This window comes from Pseudomonas sp. RL_15y_Pfl2_60 (genome assembly GCF_963970595.1).
GTDB lineage: Bacteria > Pseudomonadota > Gammaproteobacteria > Pseudomonadales > Pseudomonadaceae > Aquipseudomonas.
On sequence record NZ_CAXAOE010000005.1, the window covers coordinates 277,282 to 298,917 of the forward strand.

Below are 21,636 nucleotides of genomic sequence, written 5' to 3' on the forward strand. Positions count from 1 at the left end.
GCGCGTGTCGCAGAGTTTCGGGGAGCCGGCTGGCGCAGTGCTTTCCTAGTCCTGTGGGTCAACTTCAGGGTTGGCCCGCCTCGGGCTGCGTCCTTCGGCCGGGGAGAGTTGCAGGAAGATCGCGGCTGCGAACATCGAGAGTAAACCGATGCACAAATAGGTGGCTTGGAACGCCCAGATAACCGCATCGGGCTCACCTTTGCTCTCTGCACTGAAGCCGCTCAATAGCGCGGCTGCCGCTGCAATCCCAATCCCCATCGACAGCTGGACAACAACCGATAGCAAGCCGTTGCCGCTGCTTGCCTCGTCATCACGCAGGTCGATCAAGGTGACGGTATTCATCGCGGTGAACTGCAATGAGTTGAAGGCGCCGATGAGTGACAGTTGAATGATCAGTTGCACCGGCGAGCTATTAGCGTCAACCAAGGCCATGCTGGCGATCAGCGCACCGAGCAGCAAGGTGTTGCCGGTGAGGATGCGGCGATAGCCGAGTCGGTCAATCAATGGTTTGGCCAGCGGTTTCATAAGCATGGCTGCCAGCGCCAGCGGAATCATGCTCATGCCCGCTTGAGAGGGTGAATAACCCATGGCCAGTTGCAGCAATAATGGTGTCAGAAAGGGTAGGGAACCGCTGCCCAGGCGAGCGAACATATTGCCCAGAATCCCGACGGCGAAGGTGCGGGTGTTAAACAACTTGGGCGAGAACAGTGCGTTTTCCGTGCGCCCAGCCCGCAGCCAATAGGCGGCCAGGCAGGCGAGCCCGCCAAGTAGCAGCAACATCACTCGGACATGCGCCATGCCCAATTCACCCAAACCTTCAAGGGCGATGGTGATCAACACCATCGAGGCGCCGAACAAGGTGAAGCCTATGGCATCAAAGCGAGTACGTTGCGGCCCGCGAAGGTCAGGCATCAGCTTGAATGCGGCCCAGCAGCCCAAGGCACCCACCGGCAGGTTGATCAAGAATATCCAGTGCCAACTGGTGTATTCCACCAGCCAGCCGCCCAAGGTTGGGCCAATCAAGGGGCCGAGCAAACCGGGCAGGGTGATAAAACTCATGATCCTGACCAAATCGCTACGCGGGTAGGCGCGCAGTACCACCAAGCGCCCGACTGGCATCATCAAGGCACCGCCCAGGCCTTGGATTACCCGGGCGCCAATGAGCATATTGAGTGATTGCGAAAGTGCACACAGCAGCGAACCGAGGCTGAACAGCAAGATTGCGCCAAAGAAAATGCGCCGGGTGCCAAAGCGATCGGCAATCCAGCCAGATGCTGGAATGAGCAGGGCAACGGTGAGCATGTAGGCGATGACCACCGACTGCATGCGCAAAGGGTCTTCGGCCAGGTCATGGGCCATGCTCGGCAGGGCGGTATTGAGAATGGTGCCGTCCAGCGTTTGCATAAAAAACGCGATGGCAACAATCCAGGGCAACAAGCGGGCGGTGCGTGCGTCAAGCGGCAGCATGGTGAACCTCAGTCACAGCAGACCCCTACAACTGTAATGCAATATTGCAGCTAATGTTGGCAATGCCTTGTTTTAGACAGCCTGCCTAGAACGGCTGGGCGTTCTCAACCATTTAATGCGAGCGCATCCGGCGTAGGGCGGACAGTGCCCTTTTGTCCGCCAGCCACAGCACAAAGCTGCGGCTATTGGCGAACGCCGGTGGACAAGCTGCGCGTTGTCGCCCCCGATTGTTTGCAGGCTTATCGTGCGGTTGCCGGTGCGCGCATGGCAGGCCCGCGCACTGCTGCGCCATTGGCGACATAGTACGGAGCAGTGCTACGTGGTAATGGCTCGCGGCCACGAATTTTATCTGCGATTTTCTCGGCCATCATGATGGTCGGGGCGTTCAGGTTGCCGGTGGTTATCAGCGGCATGATCGAGGCATCGACTACGCGCAAACCCAGCAGGCCATGGACACGCCCCTGGCCATCAACCACAGCCATGTCGTCTTCACCCATCTTGCAGGAGCAGGAGGGATGGAAAGCCGTTTCGGCATGTTCGCGGATAAAGTTATCCAGCTGTTCGTCGCTGGTGACATCAACCCCAGGACTGATCTCGCGGCCTCGATAGGGGTCTAGCGCAACCTGCGCCATGATCTCGCGGGTGATACGAATACCATCGCGGAACTCTTGCCAGTCCTGTTCGTGCGCCATGTAGTTGAACAGGATGCTTGGGTGCTGGCGCGGGTCTTTGGACTTGGCACGCACCCGGCCACGGCTTGGTGAGCGCATGGAGCCCACATGTGCCTGAAAACCATGCTCGCTGACCGCATTGCTGCCGTTGTAGTTAATCGCCACGGGCAAGAAGTGATATTGAATATTTGGCCACTCGAACTCTTCACGCGAGCGAATAAAACCGCCCGCCTCAAACTGGTTGCTGGCACCGACGCCGTTGCCCATGAACATCCATTTGGCGCCAATTGTCGGCTGGTTCCACCATTTTAAGGCGGGGTAGAGCGACACTGGTTGCTTGCAGCTGTACTGCAAATACATTTCAAGGTGGTCCTGCAGGTTTTCACCCACGCCGGGCAGGTCGTGGACCAGCGCGATATCGAGCTCTTTGAGCAACTGAGCCGGGCCAACACCTGAGCGTTGCAGGATCTGCGGTGAAGCAATCGCGCCACTGCACAGCAACACTTCACGGCGCGCCGTGACATTCACCGGGGTATTGCTGTCGCCTTGCAAGTAAGCCACGCCAGTCGCACGTTTGCCACTGAACAGGATGCGGTCGGTCAGGGCGTGGGTGACGATTGTCAGGTTGCTGCGCTCACGGGCCTGGTCAAGATAACCGCGTGCAGTGCTGGCGCGGCGTCCCTTTGGCGTGACCGTACGATCCATTGGCCCAAAGCCTTCTTGTTGAAAGCCATTGAGGTCGTCGGTGCGAGGGTAACCGGCCTGCACACCGGCTTCGATCATCGCGTGGAATAATGGGTTGTTGCCGGTTTTCGGGGTGCATACGCTCACCGGCCCGTCGCCGCCATGATAGGCATTGGCACCGATGTCGCGGCTCTCGGCCTTGCGAAAATACGGCAGGCAGTCGTGATAGCTCCAGTCTTCGAGCCCAGCATTCTTGGCCCAGCCGTCGTAATCCATGGCATTGCCACGGATGTAGCACATGCCATTGATCAGCGATGAACCGCCCAGGCCTTTGCCGCGACCGCATTCCATGCGCCGGTTATTCATATGGGGTTCTGGGTCGGTTTCGTACGCCCAGTTATAGCGACGGCCTTGCAGGGGGAAGGCCAATGCAGCAGGCATTTGCGTACGGAAATCCAGGCGATAGTCCGGACCGCCAGCTTCGAGCAGCAGCACGCTGACATCGCTGTCTTCGGTCAGGCGGGTGGCCAGCACGTTACCGGCAGAGCCCGCGCCAATGATGATGTAGTCAAATTCTTGCTTCATGATCGTTACCTGCGTTGCGGCGGTTGCAATGACGCTCTGTCTGCAGCGTCGTTCTAAACCAGAGTCAGTGGCTGCGTTTAGAAAACCGAGGCGTAATCGCCCAATTCAACTTGGATCGACTTGATGCGCGTGTAATGGGTCAAAGTGCTCAAGCCGTTCTCACGGCCAACGCCAGACTGCTTGTAGCCGCCGACAGGCATTTCAGCGGCAGATTCGCCCCAGGTGTTGATCCAGCAAATACCGGCTTCGAGCTTGTGGATAACCCGGTGAGCACGGTTCAGGTCGCGGGTGACCAAACCGGCGGCCAGGCCATAGTCGGTATCGTTGGCGCGGCGCACCACTTCATCTTCGGTGTCGTAGACCAAAATGCTCATGACCGGGCCGAAGATCTCCTCACGGGCGATGGTCATGTCATCGGTGCAGTCGGTGAACACGGTTGGCGCTACATAGGTGCCTTTGGCGAATTCACCCTCGGTTACACGTGCGCCACCACAGAGCAAACGTGCGCCTTGCGCCTTGCCTGTCTCGATATAACGCAGCACGTTTTGCATATGACTTTCGCTGACCAGCGGGCCGAAATTGGTGTTCTCGTCCTGCGGATCGCCCAAGCGAATACGTTTGACCCGCTCGGCAATCTTGCTCTCGAAGCGCGACTGCAGCATGCGTGGCACGAATACCCGGGTGCCATTGGTGCAGACCTGGCCCGAACTGTAGAAGTTGGCCATCATCGCGATGTCGGCGGCGCGGTCCAGATCCGCATCTTCAAAGATGATCAGCGGCGACTTGCCACCGAGCTCCATGGTCACTTCCTTTAGCGAGGAGCTGGAGGCGCTGGCCATGACTTTCTTACCGGTGACGGTGCCGCCGGTGAAAGACACTTTGGCGATGCCTGGATGCTCGGTCAGCATCTGGCCAACGGTGCTGCCGCTTCCCGTGAGGACGTTGAATACGCCGTCCGGAACCCCGGCTTCGGTGTAGATTTCAGCCAGCTTTACCGCGCTCAGCGAGGTGACTTCACTGGGCTTGAAGATCATCGCGTTACCGGCAGCCAATGCCGGAGCGGATTTCCACATGGCGATCTGGATTGGGTAGTTCCACGCGCCAATGCCCGCGACTACGCCAAGGGGTTCGCGGCGGGTGTAGACGAATGAGCTGTCGCGCAGCGGAATCTGCTCGCCCTCGATCGCAGGAATCAAGCCTGCGTAGTACTCAAGTACATCAGCGCCGGTGACAATATCGACAAAGCGGGTTTCCGACAGAGGCTTGCCGGTGTCGAGGGTTTCCAGTTCGGCCAGTTCATCGTTGCGTTCGCGCAGGATATCGACAGCACGGCGCAGAATTCTTGAGCGCTGCATGGCGGTCATGGCGGCCCAGATTTTTTGCCCTGCGCTGGCACTGGCAACCGCATGGTCGACATCTTGCTGATTGGCTTGCTGGATATTGGCCAGGACTTCACCCGTGGCGGGGTTGATGCTTTCGAATGTGGCGTTGCTGCTGGAATCGACGTAGCGACCACCAATATAGAGTTTCTGGTCTTCGAAGCGAGCCATTGGAAATCCTCTTTTTGTGCTGCTGTGCAAGGCAGGCGGATGGCTTGAAAAGCCTGTGCCTGAGGTGTCGGCGGTGTGGCAGTAGGTGTTGAACTGCAGAATTACGGCCGGACTAGATGAAACTAGGCTACGTTATTTTTATTGAACGATCAATCAATAAAAAGCTTGCGGGCGACCTGAATCACACTGTTAACGACAGTGTTTGCGCGGCTTTCAGGCGCTTTTGCCTGTTTCAGTGATTGCTGCTTGGGTTGCTTGAATGCTGATCTTGTAGCGACGCTTAGGCTGCGTCGCCAAGTTGCATATCGAGATAGTCGTAGGCGATGTTGAGCGCTTCGGCGGTATCAAAACCCTCACCTGACAATGCGCCCCGCAGCCATAAGCCATCAATCAGCGAGGCCATGCCGCGTGCGGCAGTGCGCGCCCGCTCTTGAGGGAGTACGCGGCGAAATTGCCCGCAGAGATTGGAGTACAAACGGTGGTCGTTGACTCGTTGCAAACGGCGCAGTGAAGGTTGATGCATGCTGCTGGCCCAGAAGGCCAGCCAGGTTTTCATCGCCGGGCCGTTGACCTGGCTGTCATCAAAATTGCCTTCGATAATCGCGCGCAAGTGCGCCCTTGGGCTGTTGTCCTTGAGCGCGCTGCGCCTTGAGCGAACCGCATCGCTCAAGGCCAACATCAAATGGCGCATGGTGGCTTCGAGCAAGCCGTTCTTGTCTTGGAAATAATGGCTGATGATGCCGTTGGAAACACCGGCCAGCTTGGCGATATAAGCAATGCTGGCGTCGCTCATGCCAACTTGGTCAACAGCCTGCAAGGTGGCGGCAATAAGCTGTGAACGGCGGATCGGCTGCATTCCGACCTTGGGCATTAAAGACTCCAACAGGTACATGAAAGGAGTGCCAGTCTAGGGCCTTTTTTGTTGATCGATCAATCAATATCAGCCTTGTTGATGGGCTAAATGCCGCTGCAACCGCGCTGGGTACAGCTAGGCAGTTGGTGCTATGGGCTCAATCATGCGCACTTGCAACTCGCGGCTCAGGTAGTTCATGCGCTGCTCATGGAATTGACGCATGTGAGGTAGCGCGACGTGTTCGTCGAAGGCCGCCTGATCTTGCCAGACCTCATAAAAGGTAAAGCGAGTTGGCTCAATTGGGTCGCGCAGCATGTGGTATTCGATACAGCCACTTTCGGCGCGGCTGGCTTGGATATAGCCAGCGAACAGTTCGGCGAACGCGGCGGACTGTTCCGGGCGCGTGTAGGCGTCGAGGATAAAGGCATAGGGCTTGTTCATAAAACGCACTCAAAGGTAGATTGATAATTGCACTGTAAAGCAGTAAATCTGTTTTTATTCATGACTTTTAAGCAAATATTATTTGCCTGGCCGCCAGTTTTTAGCGGTGCGCGATGCCTTTAAACTGCCCGCAACTTTGAACTTATTGGGTATTTAGTGATGGCTAACACGATGAAAAAGGTTTTGCTGCTCGATGGCGGTAAACAATTTGCTCACTCAGAGGGGCGCTATAACAGCACCCTGCATGAAACTGCGTTGCAGGTGCTTGACCACGCAGGTTTTGAGCTGAAAACAACCCGTATCGATGAGGGTTACGATATTCAGGAGGAGGTTGAGAAGTTCCTCTGGGCTGACGTGATCATCTATCAAATGCCGGGCTGGTGGATGGGCGCGCCCTGGACGGTCAAGAAGTACATCGACGAGGTGTTTACTGCGGGTCACGGCAGCCTGTACGCCAATGATGGTCGCACCCGCTCCGACAGCTCGCAGAAATACGGCAGCGGCGGTTTGTTGCAGGGCAAGCAGTACATGCTTTCATTGACTTGGAATGCGCCAACCCAGGCGTTTGATGACCCGACTGACTTCTTCGCTGGCAAAGGCGTTGACGCGGTGTATCTACCGTTTCACAAGGCCAACGAGTTTCTGGGCCTGAGCGGCTTGCCGACCTTCATCTGTAACGATGTGATGAAGGTCCCGGCAATTGAACAAGATCGCAAACGTTATGCCGCGCACTTGGCCGAGGTGTTCGCATTGGCTCAGTAAGAACACATCTTGGGCTAGGGTTCTGATCCGTCGGCGAGCTCGCTTGCCGGTTGCCAGCCACCGCCCAGGGCTTTGTACAGGTTTACTTCGCTACTGAGTTGGGCGAGGCGATCGCTGATCAAGTCCTGGCGCACCTGAAACAGCAAGCGCTGGGCATCGAGGAAAATCAAATAGCTGTCGACCCCGCCACGATAGCGCTGCTGCGCCAAGTCGAAGTACTGCTGGGTGCTATCGAGTAATGCCTGTTGCGCGGCGAGCTGTTCTTTGTAGGTCAGGCGTGCGGTCAAACCATCGGATACTTCTTGAAAGGCCAGTTGAATGGCTTTTTCGTATTGCGCGACCTGGCTGGTTTTCTCGATTTCAGCCACGTCCAGTGAAGCGCTCAGGCGTCCGGCGTTGAAAATTGGCAGGTTGATTTCTGGTTGGAACAGCCAAGTGCCGCTGCCGCCACTGAATAAGTCTGACAGCGACGAGCTCATGGTACCTGCATTGGCGGTCAGGCTGATGCTGGGAAAGAAGGCCGCGCGGGCAGCGCCAATATTGGCATTGGCGGCTTTGAGCATATGTTCAGCCTGAAGAATATCAGGGCGCCGCTGCAGCAGTTGCGAGGGCAGGCCAGCTGGCATTTCAGTGAGCAAAGTGTCACTCAGTTTCGGGCTGGCCGGCAGGTTTTGCGGCAGGTCGCTACCGAGCAATAGCACCAGTGCGTTCTGGTCCTGCGCCACTTGCCGACGATATTGGGCCAATACTACATTGGCGCCGTCGAGCGAGGTTTTCGCCTGGCTCAATACAATCGCCGAAACAGCCCCTGCCTCCAGGCTGCGCTTGGTCAGGTCATAGCTGTCCTGATAGGTCTTGACCGTCTGCTCTGTGAGTTGCAGCAGTTGCCGGTCGGCCTGCAAGGTAAACCAGGCATTGGCGACGCTGGCGATCAAGCTGATGCGCACACTTTGTTGCGCCTCGATGGTGGCGAAATATTGCTCCAGCGCCGCCTGGTTAAGGCTGCGCAGGCGGCCAAAGAAATCCAGCTCCCAGGCACTGACGCCCAAGGTGGCGCTGTATTGGCTGTTGATGCTTGAGTCGCTGTTCTGGTTGACGCCTTCCGGTATGCGCTGGCGGGTGCCCGTGCCATTGGCATTTACTTCAGGGAACAGCTCGGCCCGCTGGATGCGGTATTGCGCCTGATACGCCTCTACATTCAAGGCCGCAACACGCAAGTCGCGGTTGTTGTTAAGCGATTGCTCGATCAGCTTGATCAGCGCCGGGTCCTTGAAAAAACTGCGCCACTCCTGAAGTTGCGCGGCCTCGGTCGTGCCCTGCGTCGGGTAGGCGCCAGCACTTGGATAAACCGCAGTAACCGGTGACTCTGGCTGGCTGTACTCCGGGTTCATCGAGCAGCCACCCAGCAGTGCGAGGCTGAGCAGGCTCAGGGTAAATTTATTCATGGCTGCACCTCATCCTGCGCAGTCTTTGCACGCTTTTTGGGTTTGAACCAGGAACTGACCAAGACAAAGAACAGTGGCACCCAGAAGATGGCCAACAGGGTTGCGCTGAGCATGCCGCCGATAACGCCGGTGCCGATTGCATGCTGGCTGCCCGCACCCGCACCGCTGGATATGGCCAGTGGCACCACGCCGAGAATAAAGGCCAGCGAGGTCATGATGATCGGTCGCAAGCGCATGCGGCAGGCTTCCAGCGTGGCCTCGACAAGGCCTTTGCCCTGGTCGTTGAGTTCTTTGGCGAACTCGATGATCAAAATGGCGTTCTTCGCCACCAGGCCAATGGTTGTAAGCAAACCAACCTGGAAGAACACGTCATTGGACAGCCCGCGCATGCTGGTAGCCAGCAGCGCACCGACTATGCCCAGCGGCACCACGAGCAAGACCGCCAGTGGAATGGTCCAGCTTTCATAGAGTGCAGCCAGGCACAGGAACACGAAAATCATCGACAAGGCGTATAGGGCGGGGGCTTGTGAGCCAGACAAACGTTCTTCATAGGATATGCCCGTCCAGGAATAACCCACGCCTACCGGCAATTGGGCGGCCATTTCTTCCATGGCCTGCATGGCATCGCCGGTGCTGTAGCCCTCGGCAGGCGCGCCGAGAACCTCCATGGCTGAAACGCCGTTATAGCGCTGCAGCTTTGGTGAGCCCGAGACCCATTTGCCGCCAGCAAAAGCGCTGAAGGGCACCATTTTGCCGGCGCTGTTGCGCACGTACCATTTATTCAAGTCTTCAGGGGACATGCGTGCCGCAGCCTCACCTTGCAGGTAGACCTTCTTCACCCGCCCTTTGTCGATGAAGTCGTTAACGTAGCTGGAGCCCCAGGCAATCGACAGTGTGCTGTTGATGTCGCTGAGACTCAAACCCAGCGCTCGCGCTCGCTCGTCGTCGATTTCCAGTTGGTATTGCGGCTCGTCTTTCAGACCGTTAGCCCGCACGCCGGTGAGTGCCGGATTCTCGCGTGCCATCTTGAGCAACTGGTCCCGCGCTTCAGTCATGACCTCGTGGCCGACCCCAGCACGATCTTGCAGAAACATGTCAAAGCCGCTGGAGTTACCCAGTTCACGAATTGAAGGTGGGGCAAAGGCAAACACCAGGGCGTCGGTGATGGAGCGGAAGCGCGCCTGGGCACGGGTTACCAGGCTGAAGACGCTGTTGACCTCGCCGGGGCGTTCTTCCCAAGGCTTGAGGGTGACAAAGGCCATGCCGGAGCTTTGCCCGCGACCTGCGAAGTTGAAACCGCTGATACTGAATACCGACTCGACAATATCGCCTTCTTCATTGAGCAGGTAGTCACGCACCTGGTCCACGACTTCCTTGGTTCGAGCCATGCTCGAGCCTGCAGGTGTTTGCACCTGAGCATAGAACGAGCCTTGGTCTTCCTCGGGCAGGAAGGCGCTGGGAATGCGGCTGAACATCCAGGCAATGATGCACAGGATCAATGCATAAAGGATGAGGTAGGGCAGCTTGTGCTTGAGAATGCTGACAACGCTACGCTCATAGCCGCTTACTCCGCGCTCGAAGGTTCTGTTGAACCAGCCGAAGAAGCCGCGCTTGCTGTGGACCTCGCCGTCTTTGATCGGCTTGAGCAGGGTCGCGCACAGCGCTGGGGTGAAGATCAAGGCAACCAGTACCGAGAGGCCCATGGCGGCAACGATGGTGATCGAGAACTGGCGATAGATCACTCCGGTCGAGCCGCCGAAAAATGCCATCGGTAGAAATACGGCGGACAGCACCAAGGCAATACCGACCAGTGCCCCCTGGATCTGGCCCATGGACTTGCGTGTGGCTTCGAGCGGGGAGAGCTTGTCTTCGGCCATGACCCGCTCAACGTTTTCGACCACGACGATGGCGTCATCCACTAGCAAACCAATGGCCAGCACCATGCCGAACATGGTCAGGGTATTAATGCTGAAGCCGAATGCATCAAGCACTGCAAAAGTGCCGAGCAACACAACCGGCACGGCCAGGGTTGGGATCAGCGTGGCGCGGAAGTTCTGCAAGAATAGGTACATCACGCAGAACACCAGGACTATGGCTTCCATCAGGGTGAAAATCACCTCTTTGATCGAGCCGGCGATCACTGGAGTTGTGTCGTTGGGATAAACGATTTCAAGGCCTTTCGGGAAGAATGGCTTGAGGTCTTCGAGGGTGCTGCGAATGGCTGCCGAGGTCTCTAGTGCGTTGGCGTCAGTGGCCAGCCTGATGGCCATGCCAGCGGCTTGTTTACCGTTATATTCTGCCGAGGTGCTGTAGTTTTCCCCGCCTAACTCAACCTTGGCGATATCGCCGAGGCGAACCTGTGAGCCGTCAGCGTTGACCTTGATCAGGATGTCTTCGAATTGCTCCGGGGTTTGCAATCGGGTTTTGCCGATGATGGTTGCATTCAGCTGCTGGCCATTTTGGGCCGGTAATTGACCGAACTGGCCCGATGAAATTTGCACGTTCTGCGCTTGAATGGCGGTTTTGACATCCACCGGCGTCAGTTGGTAGTTATTCAGCTTTTCCGGGTTGAGCCAGATACGCATGGCGTACTGCGCACCAAAGATCTGGAAGTCGCCTACACCTTTGGCCCGCAGTAGCGGATCCTGGATATTGGAGACAATGTAGTCGGCGAGATCGTCGCGATCCATGCTGCCATCTGTCGAGACCACGCCGACAATCATCAGGAAGTTACGCACAGCCTTGGTGACACGAATGCCTTGCTGCTGCACCTCTTGTGGCAGTAGCGGCGTTGCCAGTTGCAGCTTGTTCTGCACTTGCACCTGGGCGGTATCGGCATCGGTGCCCTGATCGAAGGTTACTGTGATGGTCATGGTGCCATCTGAGTTACTTTCCGAGGAGATGTAGCGCAGGTTGTCGAGGCCGTTGAGTTGCTGCTCGATCACCTGGGCGACAGTATCCTGGACGGTTTGCGCAGACGCACCGGGGTAGTTGACTCTGATGCCGATGGCCGGTGCTGCGATGCTGGGGTACTGGTTGATCGGCAGATTGAGGATGGCCAGGCTGCCGACCAGCATGATCATCAGCGCAATGACCCAGGCAAAGATCGGCCGGTCGATAAAAAAACGAGACATGCGTGCCGCTCCTTATTGAGGGTCAGCGGCAGGTGCCGGAATGGTGGCGGGGTCGACTTCGGTCTCAACCTCGGCTTGCGGTTCAGCTTCAGATTCGGCTTTGATGTTCTGCGCAGGTACTGGCTTGACGCTGTCGCCAGGCAGCACATATTGCAGCCCTTCGGTGATCAAGCGGTCGCCATCCTTGAGTCCAGCGGTGACCAGCCAGTTGCTGCCGGAAGTGCTGTGAGTCGTGATTGGGCGCAGCCCCACTTTGTTATTGGCATCCACCAGCATGGCAACAGGTTCGCCCTTGTGGTCGCGGGTAATGCCTTGCTGCGGTGCGAGAATGGCCTGTTTACGCACGCCGCTGATCAACTTGGTGTGCACGAACATTCCGGGCAGCAGGATGTGGTCGGGGTTAGGGAATACGGCGCGCAGTGTGACCGAGCCGGTTGTTTCATCAACTGAAACCTCGGAAAACTGCAGCGTGCCGGTGTGCTGATATTCACTGCCGTCCGGAAGAATCAGCCGGGCTTTCGCCTGGTTCTTGCCAGCCTTGTCGAGCTCTCCCGCGGCGATGGCCGAGCGCAGTGCCAGTTGGTCTTTGACCGACTGGGTAACGTCGACATAAATAGGATCGTATTGCTTGATGGTGGCCAGGGCAGTGCTCTGGCCATTGGTCACCAGCGCGCCTTCGGTAATGGCCGAGCGCCCGATGCGGCCGCTGATGGGAGCTGTGATCTTGCTATAGCGCAGGTTGATTCGGGCTTGGTCTGCGGCGGCTTCCGCTTCGAGGCTTGCAGCGCGGGCGGCTTCGTAATCCTGTTGACTCACCGCCTGGCTGGCGACCAGTAACTGATAACGCTTGGCTTTGGCCCTGGCTGAAGCCAGCGTCGCCTCGGCGCTCTTCAGCGTTGCTTGATACGTGGCCGGGTCGATCTGGTAGAGCAACTGGCCTGCTTTGACATCATGGCCTTCTTCGAACAGGCGCTTGAGGATGATGCCATCAACCTGAGGACGAACCTCGGCGATCCGTAATGCCGTGGTGCGGCCCGGCAACTCGACCGTTTGCTCGAAACGTTTGGCCTTGAGGGTGACTATGCCAACCTGTTGTGGCTTTTTCTCTGTCGGAGCGCTGGTTTCGTTGCAGCCAGTTAACACAAGACTCAATGCAACCATCGAGCTAATCAGTATGGATTTAAAGAAGCCTTGCATGCCCTGCTCTCCATTACGACCTGCTGGTAGTCAGCGCTGCTGTATCCAGCGGGCGGGTCCAGCTTATATGGCGATATAGTTGATAGGGTCAACATTCTCGCGATAAGGTTGACAGAGTCAACATTGTTTACAGAATCCTTACTTCCGAGTGTTTCCGCCGTGACCAACCAAGCGTTATCCCGCACTTTGCGTCGTCTGATCATGGGTATGAAGCACCGTGTTCTACGCGATATGCGTGAAGCTAATCTTGCGCTTAATCCGCCTGATGTCTTGTTGCTGGAACAGTTGGCGGAGCAGCCGGGCCTGAACCCGCTCGCGCTGACAAAACTCAATGGCTGCGACAAAGCCTTGATTACGCGCCGGGTGCGTACCCTTGAAGGGCGCGGCTGGATAAAGCGCGAGCCAGACCCGCAAGATCAACGCAGCGTGCAGTTGAGCGTTACCGAACAAGGCGCGCAGGTGAAGGATCTGGCTCTGACAATTTTTTATGAAGCTGAAACGGCTGCATTCGCCCCCCTTAGTGATGCAGAACGCGAGACTCTGCTGGCGCTGCTGAACAAGTGCGTGCCAGCTGATTAAGCCAGCTGTGCTTGCCCAAAAAAAAGCGGACCGAAGTCCGCTTTTTTAATGGTGAGCTTGATACGGCTTATTTAAGCCATTCAGCGACGCGTTCAGGGTTGTCGGCAATCCACTTTTTGGCTGCGTCTTTAGGGTCAGCGCCTTCACGGATAGCCAGCATGACCGAACCCACTTCTTCGCCACTCCAGGAGATTTTCTTCAGGAAGGCTGCGGCATCCGGTGCTTTAGTTGCCAGTGCTGGGTTGGCTACTGTGTCTACGTGCTCGTCATCGCCGAAGACTTTTTTCGGGTCATCAAGAAAGCGCAGTTTCCATTTGGCGAACATCCAGTGTGGAATCCAGCCGGTTACAACGATTGCCTTCTTGTCTTTCTCGGCGCGCGCCAGGGCAGTGGCCATGCCTGGGCCAGAGCTTGGCATCAGCTTGATGTCGAGGTTGTACTGCTTGATAGCGTCTTCGGTGCGGCGCATAACGCCTGCACCTGCATCGATACCGGTAATCTTGCCGTCGATGTCTTTGCTGTACTGGTTCAGGTCTTCGATGCTTTTAGCTGCGAAGTAGTCGGGCACGATCAGGCCGATTTTAGCGCCTTGATAGTTGGTGCCCAGGACTTCAACCTTGTCTTTGAAACGCTTGAAGTATTCACCATGGGTGGTCGGCAGCCAGGCTGAAAGGGTGACATCAAGGTCACCACGGGCCACGCCTTGCCACATGATTGCAGGTTCTACCGCTTGCAGCTTGACGCTGTAGCCGAGTTTGCTTTCGAGTACTTCAGCCGCGACATTGCTGACCGCGACGCTGTCGTCCCAGCCGTTTACGAAACCGATTTTCAGCTCTGGCTTGTCAGCCGCCATTGCCGATGACATGCCAAGTGCCAAGGCTGCGACGCCGAGGCCTTGCAGGCACAGTGATTTGATTCTACGCATAGGGTTTTGCTCCGTCAGTGTGAGTGGCAGTTGTTATAGGTTTACTGGCTCGTTCTGATTGCGGGCCTTGTGGCAGCCGACGACATGCTGGCTACACCCTCTTGGACCACAGGGACACTCATTGCGAAATGAGTCGTCCAGCAAGCTGGCAAACAGGGTTTGCCTGGCTTTATCAAACCTTCGCGCCAATATTTATTGGCGCGAACGTGTTGATCCTGATCGGCAATTTTACAGGCCGACGAATTTCTTGACGGCAGCAACACCGTCTTCACCGTCAACGGTGGTTACACCGGCAAGCCACTTGTCGAGTGCTTCGGGGTGCGCCTTGATCCACTCTTTGGCCACGGTGGTCGGGTTCTGCTTGTCGAGCACTTTTTCCATCAACTGGCTTTCGATTTCGACAGTGAACTGCAGGTTGTTGAGCAGCTTGCCAACGTTAGGGCATTGCTCTTCGTAGCCTGGCGAAACCACGGTATAGACCTTGGCTGCGCCGTAATCCGGGCCAAATACATCGTCGCCGCCGGAGAGGTAAGTCAGGTCAAACTGAGTGTTCATCGGGTGCGGTGCCCAACCCAGGAAAACCACTGGCTCTTTCTTCTTCACAGCGCGCTGAACCTGGACCAGCATACCGGCTTCGCTGGACTCAACCATACGGAAGTCGCCGAGGTCGAACTGGTTACCTTTGATCATCTTCTCGATCAGCAGGTTGCCGTCATTACCGGGTTCGATACCGTAGATCTTGCCGCCGAGCTGATCTTTGAACTTGGCGATGTCCTGGAAGCTCTTGAGGCCAGCTTCTGCTGCGTAGGTTGGTACCGCCAGCGTGTACTTGGCACCTTCGAGGTTGGCTTTGGGCAGAACCTTGACCCCGCCGTCCTTGAGGAAAGGTTCAATGACCGCATCCATCGAAGGTGCCCAGTAGCCAAGGAAGACATCGATTTGTTTCTTTTTCACGCCAGTGAACGCGATAGGCACTGAAGCGAGGATTTTGCGCGGCTGATAGCCCAAGCCTTCAGTCAGGGTCATGGCCACGCCGGTGGTGGCTGAGATATCGGCCCAGCCAATCTCGGCAAACTTGACCTGTTTACAGCTCGCCGGCTCTGCCGCCCATGCGCCTTGCATCATTGCGCAAGCCAGCAGGCCAACTCCTGCAAGTGTCTTGATCGTGTTCATCGGCAACTCCCTAGTCTTTTAGAATGTAAGGCTTATTTATTGGCGTTGTAGTTTTGCGCTCAACCAAGTGACAACGCTGCTACGACTATTCTCTTGCTTAGGTGTGCCGAAGCTTTCAGTAATGCGGTCAAGGATGATTGCCAGCAACACCACGGCCATGCCGCTTTCAAAGCCTAGACCGATATCCAGACGTTGGATGCTCGCCAGCACGTCGTTACCCAAGCCGCCCGCGCCGACCATCGAGGCAATAATCACCATCGACAGGGCCATCATGATGGTCTGGTTAACGCCCGCCATGATCGACGGCATCGCATTTGGCAGCTGTACCTTGAACAATAATTGGCGACCGTTACAGCCAAACGACTGGCCGGCTTCGACGATTTCCTTGTTCACCTGACGAATACCCAGGCTGGTCAAGCGTACTGCTGGCGGCATCGCGAAGATCACCGTTGCGATGATGCCGGGTACGCGGCCGAGGCCGAAGAGCATGGCCGCCGGAATCAGGTAAACGAAGGCTGGCATGGTCTGCATGAAATCGAGGATGGGGCGGATAATCATCGCCACGCGCTCGCTTTTCGCTGCCCAGATGCCCAGCGGAATACCAAGAATCAAACTGATAAGCGTTGCCGAGAAGGTCAGGCCCAGGGTGACCACCGTCTGCTCCCAGAAGCCGGTCATTACGATCAGCACGAAAGAGATGGCGGTGAAGATTGCGAAGCGTAAGCCGATGCGCCAAATGCCCAGGGCAACAAAAATAGCGATCAACAGCCAGGCTGGCGGGAACATCAAGATGGCTTCAATGGCTTCGGAGAAACCACTGACAACCTGGCCAATGCTGTCGAATGCGCCGCTGTAGTTGTCCAGCAAATGCTGAACAACATCATTTACCCAGCTGCCAAGGTCGAGTTTTTTATCGCTCATAATTAGTCTCCCTGCATGCGGGTCAGCAGACGACCCTTGCTGATTGCACCGCTGTAGCGACCATTTTCATCTTTGACCGGAATCGGGCCTTCGTTATCAACCAGGCGCTCAATCACTTCGTTAAGCGGCATGTCTTCAGGGGCGCACTCAATCTTCTTGAGGACATCAGCATCCAGAGCATGTGGCTGGCCGTCTTCGACCAGCAGGGCGATTTTTTCGAGGCTGATAGAACCTTGGAAAACGTTGTCCTGGTCGACGATGAATGCGTAATGCTTGTCCATGTCTTGCAGCTTTTGGCACACCATCTGCGCGTCAGGTGCGCTGCCGTTGTGGACGAACAGCGGCACGCTGTCGGCCTTGAGTTGGCCAGCGGTCAGGTAGCGGTTGGTGTCCACGGTGTCGAAGAAGTTACGCACATAGTCATTGGCCGGGTTGTCGACCAACTCTTGCGGGGTGCCGACCTGAATCAGCTTGCCGCCTTCCATGATGCCGATGCGGTTACCGATGCGCATGGCTTCTTCAATATCGTGGGATACGAAGATGATGGTGCGGCGATGGGTCTTTTGCAGCTCTAGCAGCACGTCTTGCATTTCACGGCGCTTGAGCGGATCGAGTGCGGAGAAGGCCTCATCCATGATGATCATCGACGGGTCGACGGCCAGTGCGCGGGCCAGGCCAACACGTTGTTGCATGCCGCCGGATAATTCATGGGGATGCTTATGGGCAAAGGTGTCGAGACCCACCTGGGTGAGCACTTTCATTGCCCGTTCTTCGCGCTCTTTGCGGCTGATGCCAGCCACTTCAAGGCCGAAGGCTGCGTTGTCCAGCACGGTGCGAGAGGGCATCAACGCGAAGGACTGAAAGACCATGCTCATGTCACGACGACGCAGGTCAATCAATTGCGACTTAGGCAGCTTTGCAACGTTCTGCCCATCGATGAAAACATCACCTGCGCTGGGTTCAACCAGGCGGTTTATCAGTCGAATCAGGGTGGATTTACCCGAGCCGGACAGGCCCATCAGTACAAAAATCTCACCTTCCTCGACGCTAAAGGATACGTCGCTGACCCCGATTACAGAGCCCTTTTCCGCAAGGATTTTATCTTTGCTCCAACCTTCTTTAAGCAGGTCGATTGCTTCTTGTTCATTTTGGCCAAAAACCTTGTACAGGTTCTTTACGACGATTTTTCCAGACTGCATGGGATTTGTTCCCCTTCAGAAGACATCCAGATCAGTTACGCGGAACCCTGCAAAGCAGGGTGATGCCGACTGTTCGTGTCTGTGTGGGTTTACGTGGTTCCAGGATATGGTTGGCCAATTGCTGCGCTGCGCTTGAGGTTTTATCGGACGCCACCACAGATTCGCTCCATGTGCCGTTAAGGCGGTGGACGATTCAGTGTAGTGATTGTGATAAACCTTCGTTGTGCCGTGCTGCAAACTGCTTTCCAAACCCTCTGGCAGTGTTTTGAAGCCCAATCCTTTGGGTGAACACATCTCAACCTGAGATGCGCGTACATCCGAATTTTCTTGTTGGGCTGGCGCCCGCTCGGTGGTTGGCCAGCACGTTTTTATTACTTCGGTCCAAGGCAGTTTGCCTCGGTCTGTTTGCTCGGTTTCAAGCAACAGCGACGAAATCGGCTGACTCAACGATATAGGCTTCTAGTGGCGACAATTGTCGATTAGCGACCCTGACGTGTTGGGCGGCGACATTGCGCATACCTATTAAAACCATAACAGACTTTTTAGTCTCAAGGCCAAGGCTGGAAGCCGCGCCGTACGTGGTTTTCAGCATTTGAGTCGGACGCAGCCGCCGTAGGCCGGGGCCTGTGGCGTAAATAAAAAAAACTGAAAAAAATCTGTTTTTTTGCGAATTTTCACACCTGAGTGTAGTTTTTATTGCACATTTTTACCGCTGCTGCGAGGCGTATTTAGTCGGTCATTTGTTGTTTTTTTCGCTCTTATCCAGGTTTTTTGTGCATGGATTTTGTTAGATATTTCATTGATTTGGGCAGCTTGATAAACATCATTTCAGACCTTGGAGATGCCTCAGGAACCAAACTGCCAATGTTGTTGAAAAACACCGCATTCGATTGTTGATCGCTATTGGGTATCGAGCCAGCAAAGCAGTGCTGGCGATTGGGCATTGACGGATTTGGATATGAGTAAGTCGGTGTCAGGCGTCTGTTGTGCGCTGAAAACTTGATGATGGCCGCCAAACAACAATTCCCTTGAGGAAACTGTCGTGGCTATCAGTGTATTTGACCTGTTCAAGATTGGTATCGGTCCTTCCAGCTCGCATACGGTTGGCCCCATGCGTGCGGCTGCCTTGTTTTTAGGCGCACTGCAGGAGCGCCATCTGCTGGCGCGAATCGAGCGCATAGAAGTACGCCTTTATGGTTCGCTTGCCGCAACCGGCGTTGGCCATGGCAGTGACAATGCGGTGCTGATCGGGTTGATGGGTGAGCAGCCTGACAGCGTTGACCCGCGTCAGGTGCTGCCACGAATCGAGGTGCTGAAGAACGATCAGTTGCTGCAACTGGGCGGCGGTCCGCTGATCCGTTTTGATTGGCAGTGCGACATGTTGTTGCTCGACGAGAACCTGCCTTACCACCCCAATGCACTGACCCTGATTGCCTTTGGAGCCGAACAACTGGAGTTGCATCGCAACACCTACTATTCAGTCGGGGGCGGCTTTGTGGTTGATGAGGAGCAAGCGGCGACCGGCAAGCTGGACCAGGACGACACCTTGCTGCCTTATGATTTCTCCAGCGCTGCCCAGTTGCTGCAGTTGTGCCAGCAGCACAACTTGCGGGTCAGCGAATTGATGATGGCAAACGAACAAGCCTGGCGCACCAAGGCTCAGATTCGCAGCGGCTTGCTGACGCTGTGGCAGGCCATGCGTGATTGTGTGGAGCAAGGCTTGCGCCATGAAGGTGTGTTGCCTGGTGGCCTGCACGTCCAGCGGCGCGCCGCCAAGTTGCATCGCAGCCTGCAAGAGCTGGGCAAACCGAATGTGATTGGTTCAACGTTGTCGGCAATGGAGTGGGTCAACCTCTTCGCCTTGGCGGTCAACGAGGAAAACGCCGCGGGGGGACGCATGGTCACCGCACCAACCAATGGTGCTGCGGGCATTATTCCAGCCGTTTTGCATTACTACATGAAGTTCAACCCCGACGCGTGCGAAGACGACGTGGTCGATTACCTGCTCAGTGCTGCCGCCATCGGCATCCTGTGCAAAAAGAATGCATCTATCTCGGGCGCCGAAGTGGGTTGCCAGGGCGAAGTAGGCTCAGCCTGCGCCATGGCTGCGGCCGGGCTGGCTGAAATTCTTGGTGCGACCCCGGAACAGCTCGAAAACGCAGCCGAAATTGGTTTGGAACATAACCTTGGCCTGACTTGCGACCCGGTTGGCGGATTGGTGCAAGTGCCCTGTATCGAGCGCAATGCAATTGCGGCAGTCAAGGCCATCAACGCAGCACAAATGGCGCTGCGCGGTGATGGCAAACACTTTATTTCTCTGGATCGAGTGATCCGCACCATGCGAGATACTGGGGCTGATATGCAGGATAAATACAAAGAGACCTCACGCGGTGGTTTAGCCGTGAGTGCCATCGAGTGTTGATAGTTTGAGCATTAGCGGCACAGGAAATAACTCAATGCCCTCTTTAGGTGCGCCAACAACAGCGTGCAATGATTGGCACTCCAGGCAAGCTCGATCGGGACGCTTACCGCTCGTCTGTTACTGCGCTGCTTGGAAATTGAGGCCTGGTTACAAACGGTCGTTTGAATGGTGCTACCGAAATGCTCAAACCCTTATGGTAGCTGGCTTACAGGTCGTTTTTCGGATCGTTTTGTCGCGACTGCGCATGCCGATTTTATGCGGCTTGCAGCGACCTGCAATTTATTATTGAACGGCCAGTCAATTTAGGCATGGCCTTTGCGTTGCGATTAGGGCCAGTCTGGGGCTGCAGTAGGCCAGACGTTGCGTGTTTGATCACGATGCACGGTGTCGATGTTGCGTTAGAAACAATGACTGAACTGTTCCTGACCCGTCTGAGCGTTGCGCTGGAAATCGTAGATCTATTCCAAGAAAGGGCTGATAAAGCTCAACTACGTGCTTGTGTGAGGGTTTGCTTAATGTCGCAGTCCACCGCCGGGGGCCAGCCTCCGAACCCGTTACCTCAGACCATCGGCTTTTTGCTTCTGGATAACTTCACTCTGATTTCTCTGGCCTCGGCAATTGAGCCGCTGCGCATGGCCAATCAGCTTTCTGGCAAAGAGTTGTATCGGTGGTACACCATAACGCTCACGGGGGCGACGGTTTCGGCCAGTGATGGACTGAACATCAGTCCGGATGCTTCGCTTTCCAGCGTGCCCAAACTGGACTCGGTGATTGTCTGCGGCGGCGTTGATATTCAGCGCAGCGTCACGCGCGAGCATTTGCAGTGGCTGCAGCAACAGGCGCGTCATGGGCGTCACATAGGCGCTGTCTGCACCGGTAGTTGGGCCTTGGCCAAAGCCGGTCTGCTCGATGGCTACGATTGCAGCGTGCATTGGGAGTGCCTGGCCTCCATGCAGGAAGCTTTCCCCCGTGCGGCGATTACCACACGCCTGTTTTCGATTGACCGTAACCGCAACACCTCGTCTGGCGGCACCGCACCGATGGATATGATGTTGCACAAGATCGGTCGCGAGCATGGCCGTGAATTAGCGGCGGCCATTTCCGAAATGTTTATCTACGAGCGTATTCGTAACGAGCAGGATCACCAGCGGGTTCCGCTTAAGCACATGCTCGGTACCAACCAGCCAAAGCTGCAGGAAATCGTGGCCTTGATGGAGGCAAACCTGGAAGAGCCCATCGATCTCGACGAGCTGGCTTGTTATGTCGATGTGTCGCGGCGTCAACTGGAGCGGTTGTTCCAGAAGTACCTGCATTGTTCACCGTCGCGCTATTACCTGAAGCTGCGTCTGATTCGTGCGCGCCAGTTGCTCAAGCAAACCTCGATGTCGATTATCGAAGTGGCTTCGGTGTGTGGCTTTGTTTCGACACCGCATTTTTCCAAGTGCTATCGCGAGTATTTCGGTATTCCGCCGCGTGACGAGCGTGCGGGTAATAGTCTGTCGAAGATTGTCTCGCTGGTGCCTGTGACCGAAGACCTGATGCGGCCTTCGTCTTCCAGCGCCATGGCTGCATTGACTCGCGCACAAGGTGAGTCAACCTTTGCCAGTGTGCGCCTTTAGGGCTTGAGT

The 21,636-nt window shown here is 56.1% G+C and carries 17 protein-coding genes; 4 read left to right on the forward strand and 13 right to left on the reverse strand.

The genetic code is table 11. The features are described from left to right. Window positions 1-45: 45 nt before the first annotated feature. The 5 genes from mdtD to AACY26_RS15560 all read right to left on the reverse strand — a co-directional run bounded on the left by mdtD (window position 46) and on the right by AACY26_RS15560 (window position 6,251). Window positions 46-1,467 carry a multidrug transporter subunit MdtD gene (gene mdtD / locus AACY26_RS15540; RefSeq protein ID WP_339515503.1) on the reverse strand — a complete coding sequence of 474 codons (1,422 nt, stop codon included), beginning with the start codon at window positions 1,465-1,467 and terminating at the stop codon, window positions 46-48. 239 nt (window positions 1,468-1,706) lie between these two features. After that, window positions 1,707-3,407 (reverse strand): choline dehydrogenase, encoded by a 1,701-nt coding sequence (gene betA / locus AACY26_RS15545; protein ID WP_339515504.1) that lies wholly within the window; start codon window positions 3,405-3,407, stop codon window positions 1,707-1,709. 77 nt (window positions 3,408-3,484) lie between these two features. Next, on the reverse strand, window positions 3,485-4,957 hold the full coding sequence (gene betB / locus AACY26_RS15550) for a betaine-aldehyde dehydrogenase (RefSeq protein ID WP_339515505.1): 1,473 nt from the start codon (window positions 4,955-4,957) through the stop codon (window positions 3,485-3,487). 280 nt (window positions 4,958-5,237) lie between these two features. Next, on the reverse strand, window positions 5,238-5,828 hold the full coding sequence (gene betI, locus AACY26_RS15555; RefSeq protein WP_339515506.1) for a transcriptional regulator BetI: 591 nt from the start codon (window positions 5,826-5,828) through the stop codon (window positions 5,238-5,240). A 117-nt stretch (window positions 5,829-5,945) separates the two neighbouring features. Beyond that, window positions 5,946-6,251 (reverse strand): putative quinol monooxygenase, encoded by a 306-nt coding sequence (locus AACY26_RS15560; RefSeq protein WP_339515507.1) that lies wholly within the window; start codon window positions 6,249-6,251, stop codon window positions 5,946-5,948. 171 nt (window positions 6,252-6,422) lie between these two features. Between AACY26_RS15560 and AACY26_RS15565 the strand changes: the two genes are divergently transcribed. Further along, complete coding sequence (locus AACY26_RS15565) at window positions 6,423-7,013, forward strand: NAD(P)H-dependent oxidoreductase (protein ID WP_339515508.1); 591 nt, start codon at window positions 6,423-6,425, stop codon at window positions 7,011-7,013. A 14-nt stretch (window positions 7,014-7,027) separates the two neighbouring features. Here the strand turns inward: AACY26_RS15565 and AACY26_RS15570 are convergent, their stop codons facing one another. Genes AACY26_RS15570 through AACY26_RS15580 form a run of 3 tightly spaced genes read right to left on the reverse strand, consistent with a single transcriptional unit; the run spans window position 7,028 to window position 12,789 of the window. Then, a complete protein-coding gene (locus AACY26_RS15570) occupies window positions 7,028-8,458 on the reverse strand; it encodes an efflux transporter outer membrane subunit (protein ID WP_339515509.1) in 1,431 nt (476 codons plus the stop codon). Beyond that, a complete protein-coding gene (locus tag AACY26_RS15575; RefSeq protein ID WP_339515510.1) occupies window positions 8,455-11,592 on the reverse strand; it encodes an efflux RND transporter permease subunit in 3,138 nt (1,045 codons plus the stop codon). Before AACY26_RS15575 ends, AACY26_RS15570 begins: the two co-directional genes overlap by 4 nt. 12 nt (window positions 11,593-11,604) lie before the next feature. Beyond that, window positions 11,605-12,789 (reverse strand): efflux RND transporter periplasmic adaptor subunit, encoded by a 1,185-nt coding sequence (locus AACY26_RS15580; protein WP_339515511.1) that lies wholly within the window; start codon window positions 12,787-12,789, stop codon window positions 11,605-11,607. Between the two features lie 207 nt (window positions 12,790-12,996). On the opposite strand from AACY26_RS15580, the gene AACY26_RS15585 reads away from it, so the two are divergent. Continuing rightward, window positions 12,997-13,368 carry a MarR family winged helix-turn-helix transcriptional regulator gene (locus AACY26_RS15585; protein ID WP_339515512.1) on the forward strand — a complete coding sequence of 124 codons (372 nt, stop codon included), beginning with the start codon at window positions 12,997-12,999 and terminating at the stop codon, window positions 13,366-13,368. Window positions 13,369-13,435: 67 nt separating this feature from the next. On the opposite strand, the gene AACY26_RS15590 is transcribed toward AACY26_RS15585, so the two are convergent. The 5 genes from AACY26_RS15590 to AACY26_RS15610 form a co-directional block, all read right to left on the reverse strand. Then, the gene (locus AACY26_RS15590; protein WP_339515513.1) at window positions 13,436-14,293 is read right to left on the reverse strand and encodes a glycine betaine ABC transporter substrate-binding protein; all 858 of its coding nucleotides are present in this window, start codon (window positions 14,291-14,293) and stop codon (window positions 13,436-13,438) included. 228 nt (window positions 14,294-14,521) lie between these two features. Further along, a complete protein-coding gene (locus tag AACY26_RS15595; RefSeq protein WP_339515514.1) occupies window positions 14,522-15,466 on the reverse strand; it encodes a choline ABC transporter substrate-binding protein in 945 nt (314 codons plus the stop codon). 36 nt (window positions 15,467-15,502) lie between these two features. Next, window positions 15,503-16,387 carry an ABC transporter permease gene (locus AACY26_RS15600; protein ID WP_339515515.1) on the reverse strand — a complete coding sequence of 295 codons (885 nt, stop codon included), beginning with the start codon at window positions 16,385-16,387 and terminating at the stop codon, window positions 15,503-15,505. A gap of 2 nt (window positions 16,388-16,389) precedes the next feature. Further along, window positions 16,390-17,586, reverse strand: coding sequence for a quaternary amine ABC transporter ATP-binding protein (locus AACY26_RS15605; protein WP_339515516.1), 1,197 nt, complete (start codon window positions 17,584-17,586; stop codon window positions 16,390-16,392). 758 nt (window positions 17,587-18,344) lie between these two features. Then, entirely contained in the window at window positions 18,345-18,602 is a 258-nt protein-coding gene (locus tag AACY26_RS15610) for a hypothetical protein (protein ID WP_339515518.1), read from the reverse strand. Window positions 18,603-18,628: 26 nt separating this feature from the next. Here AACY26_RS15610 and AACY26_RS15615 point away from each other — a divergent pair, with 26 nt between their 5' ends. Together AACY26_RS15615 and AACY26_RS15620 are read left to right on the forward strand one after the other, a co-directional pair. Next, window positions 18,629-20,008: an L-serine ammonia-lyase gene (locus AACY26_RS15615; protein ID WP_339515519.1), complete on the forward strand. Its 1,380-nt coding sequence runs from the start codon at window positions 18,629-18,631 to the stop codon at window positions 20,006-20,008. 515 nt (window positions 20,009-20,523) lie between these two features. Continuing rightward, window positions 20,524-21,627: a GlxA family transcriptional regulator gene (locus tag AACY26_RS15620; protein ID WP_339515520.1), complete on the forward strand. Its 1,104-nt coding sequence runs from the start codon at window positions 20,524-20,526 to the stop codon at window positions 21,625-21,627. The last annotated feature ends 9 nt before the right edge of the window (window positions 21,628-21,636 follow it).